General features: G+C 71.4%; 2 protein-coding genes. One reads left to right on the top strand and one right to left on the bottom strand.

The window, feature by feature from the left end; translation table 11 throughout:
- Window positions 1-688 (bottom strand): ABC-2 family transporter protein (locus tag GUY61_RS35685; RefSeq protein ID WP_166634457.1); only part of this gene is annotated, 688 nt, incomplete at its 3' end.
- 891 nt (window positions 689-1,579) lie between these two features.
- On the opposite strand from GUY61_RS35685, the gene GUY61_RS35680 reads away from it, so the two are divergent.
- On the top strand, window positions 1,580-3,981 hold a 2,402-nt coding region (locus tag GUY61_RS35680; RefSeq protein WP_398958114.1), incomplete at its 3' end, for a transglycosylase domain-containing protein.

The following is a 3,981-nucleotide window of genomic DNA, read 5'->3' as shown; positions in this document are numbered from 1 at the left end:
GGTACGCCCCGGCCAGCCCCGCCCCCGTATGACTGCCCAGCAGCACGTCCGCGGGGACCTGGAGCAGGGAGGACCACGGCAGCAGCCGGGCCACATCGCCGAGCGCGCCCGGAAACACCGTCAGCGGTAGCAGCATCCCGGAGAAGAACTGGCCGGACAGCCACGCCATCTGCGCCACGCCCGCCCCGTCCAGCAGCCAGAACGCGGACAGTGCCACCAGGAAGCGGACCGCGAAACTGACGACGACGCCCAGGAAGAGCGAGACCAGGAAGGCCACCCACACCAGCGGGTCCCGCGGCAGGGCCAGTTCGAAGACCAGCGCGCCGGCCGCCATCGGCAGCACGCCCCGGCCCAGCAGATGGAAGGCGGCCCGCCCCACGTCGGCCGCGAGCCACCACAACTGGAGGTCGGCGGGCCGGTAGAGGTCGATGGCGATGTCACCCGTACGGATGCGCTCCATCAGTTCGTCCTCGAAGCCGCCGCCCATCATGGCCGCGGTCATCAGCACGGCCTGGCCGAGCCACACGTACGTCAAGGCCTGCGCCTGGTCGTAACCGCCGAGACCAGGGCGTTCGCCCCACAACGCTATATAGGTGTACGACAGGATGAAACCGAAGACGGTGTTGGTGAACACCCCGGCGGCGGTCGCGGTCCGGTACGTGGCATAGCGCCGGAACCCACTCACCATCACAGCGGCATAGAGCCGCCCGCTACTTCGTAATCCGCTTTGCACGCAAGTCCCCTCCACCGGCCGAGGCACAAGCGCAAGACCCTAGCCCGGTGGGCGGAACCCTCGCGACTCATTTACCGGCTGCCCGGGGAAGGTGCGAAAGAGAGATACGCCCGTGTTTTACGTTTTATCTGCGTAGCGAATGAAACACCCGATCCGCGTCCAGCGGCCGAGGAGCGCCGGAACATGAGCAGCGACGAGCCACAGCCGCATCATCAGGGTCGGGCACCCCAGGACCTCTCGATGCCCACCGCGCAGGAACCGCGCCAGCACAACGGGGCGGGCGGCCCCATCCCCATGTCCGGACCGGCGCCCTGCGGACCGGCGCCCACGACGACGGCCGGGCTCCCGGCGGATTCCGTCGCCGGGTCGGGCCCGGAGACCGGGGGCGGGGCCCGCACCTGGACCGCGGCCGAGACCGGGCCCGGGAACGAGGCCGCGGCCGAGGCCGCGGGAACCGTGACAGACGCCGGGAACGAGGGCGAGGGCGAGGCCGCGTCCGGCTCCCCGTCCGGATACGAGGCCATGGCGCGGACGCGGGCCGGGTCCGGATTGGGGCCCGACCCCGAGACCGGCTGCGGCACCGGCACCGCTCGCGGAACCGGGGCCGGGGCCGGCACCGAGCCGGTTCCCCCGGCCAGGGACGGGGCCGAGCCCGGGCCAACGCCCGCGCCCGCATCCGCATCCGCATCCGTACCGGAGTCCGAAGCCGAGGCCGAGGAGCCGGAACCCGCCGCCGGTCACGCTCCGGGCTCCGGGCCCGGGAGCGAGACCGCCCAGGAGGCCCCCCTCGCGGCCGTCGCAGACGCCGTCCCGGAGGCCGAGCCCGAAGCCGATCCCACCCTCGAACTGGAACCGATCACCGCGGCGGAGGCCGACCTCACGGACCCGGCCACGGACCCGGCAGCAGACCCGGCAGCGGCAGGAGCCGCCGCAGCGACCGAGCCCGGAACCGCACTCGCCACCGCGGCCGGACCGACGCCACCGCCTCCCCCCACCGGACCGCCCGGGGCCCCGCGCACCGGCCGGCACCGTCTCGTCCCCGGCTGGCGCACCGTCCTCGGCGGCTTCCTGCTCCTCTGCCTCCTCCTCGGCGGTGGCTTCCTCGCCGGCTACGTCCTCGTCGACATCCCGCCCGCCAACGCCACGGCCGTCGCCCAGTCCAACGTCTTCTTATACGCCGACGGCACCCAGCTCGCCCGCGACGGCGAGGTCAACCGCGAGAACGTCAGACTCTCGCGGATCCCCAAGGACGTACAGCAGGCCGTACTCGCCGCCGAGGACCGCGACTTCTACTCCGAGTCCGCCGTCGACCCCCAGGCGATGGTCCGTGCGGCCTGGAACACCGTCACCGGCAAGGGCAGGCAGTCCGGCTCCACCATCACCCAGCAGTACGTGAAGAACTACTACCTCGGCCAGGAACAGACGGTCACCCGGAAGGCCAAGGAGTTCTTCATCGCCATCAAGCTGGACCAGCAGGTCGGCAAGGCCGACATCCTGGAGGGCTACCTCAACACCTCCTACTTCGGCCGCAGCGCCTACGGCATCCAGGCCGCCGCCCACGCCTACTACGGCGAGGACGTCGAAGACCTCGACGCCGCCCAGGGCGCCTACCTCGCGGCACTCCTCAACGCCCCCGGCTACTACGACGTCGCCGCGCACCCCCAGAACAGGGCCCGCGCCCTCGCCCGCTGGAACTACGTACTCGACGGCATGGTCAAGGAGCACTGGCTCAGCGCCTCGGAACGGGCCGCCATGGAGTTCCCCGAGCCGAAGAAGGTCAAGCCGGCCGCCGGCCTGTCGGGACAGCGCGGCTACATCGTCGAGGCCGTCAAGGACTACCTCACCGCGCGCGGCGTCATCGACGAGCGGACCCTCGCCACCGGCGGCTACCGCATCACCACCACGCTGGTGAAGAAACGTCAGGACGCCCTCGTCGAAGCAGTCGACGACCAGGTGTACGAGCACCTCGACCCCGAGGCACGGCCCGCCGACCGCAACGTACGGGCCGGAGCCGCCTCCATCGACCCGGACACGGGCAAGGTCGTCGCCATGTACGGCGGCGTCGACTACACCAGGCAGTACGTCAACAACGCCACCCGCCACGACTACCAGGTCGGCTCCACCTTCAAGCCCTTCGTCTTCGCCTCCGCCGTCGACCTCGGCTCCACCACCCAGGACGGCAAGACCATCACCCCGAACACCATCTACGACGGCACCAACAAGCGCATGGTGGAGGGCTTCGAGGGTCCCACCGGCTACGCCCCCGAGAACGAGGACGACGTCTCGTACGGCCCCATCCCCGTCACCGTCGCCACCGACAGGTCCGTCAACGCGGTGTACGCGCAGATGGCGCAGGACGTCGGGCCTGCCAACGTCAGAAGGACCGCGCTCGCCCTCGGCATCTCCAAGGACACCCCGGACCTCACGGCCTCGCCCTCGATCGCACTCGGCGTCGCCACCGCCAGCGTCCTCGACATGACCGAGGCGTACGCGACCCTGGCCAACCACGGGGTGCACCACGAGCGCCGGCTCGTCCAGAAGATCAGCAAGGGCGGCGAGGAACTCCCGCTGCCCCGGCATGCCACCGCCACCGCCGTCAGCCGGGAAGCCGCCGACACCACCACCGACATGCTGGTGAGCGTCGTCGAGAACGGAACCGGCGCCGGCGCCGCCCTCTACAACCGGTTCGCGGCCGGCAAGACCGGCACCGCGGAGGAGGACCGGGCCGCCTGGTTCGCGGGCTACACACCCGAACTGGCCACCGTCGTCGCCGTCATGGGCCAGGACCCGGAGACGGGCGTGCAGAAGTCCCTCTACGGTGCGCTCGGGCTGAGCCGCATCAACGGCGGCGGACAGCCCGCGCGCATCTGGAAGCAGTACACGGCCAACGCCCTCAAGGGCTTGCCCGTCCACGACTTCGAACTCGACATCCAGGAGGGCGCGAGGCACATCGACCCGAGCGACGAGGCGTACTTCGAAGGATGGGAGGGGCACCGGGGACGACACGGGCCCGGCCGGCCCGGCCCCGGACGGCAGCAGCCGGTCCGGCCGAGCCCCGGCGCCCCCAGCGGTGCCGGTGTTCCGGGCACGGTCACGCCGCCGCGGCAGCCGTCACCCGCCGGAACTCGGCCCACAGGCGGCCCCGCCGCCCCCCTTGAGGCCTCTGTTCCGCCTACTCTTCCCCGCATGGCTGCGGCTCAGGGACAACTTTCGGACGGTGCCGACGGAATGGACGACGACGTTGCGGG

The organism is Streptomyces sp. GC420, assembly GCF_009916105.1.
Taxonomy (GTDB): domain Bacteria; phylum Actinomycetota; class Actinomycetes; order Streptomycetales; family Streptomycetaceae; genus Streptomyces.
This window is presented reverse-complemented; position numbering and strand designations above follow the sequence as displayed.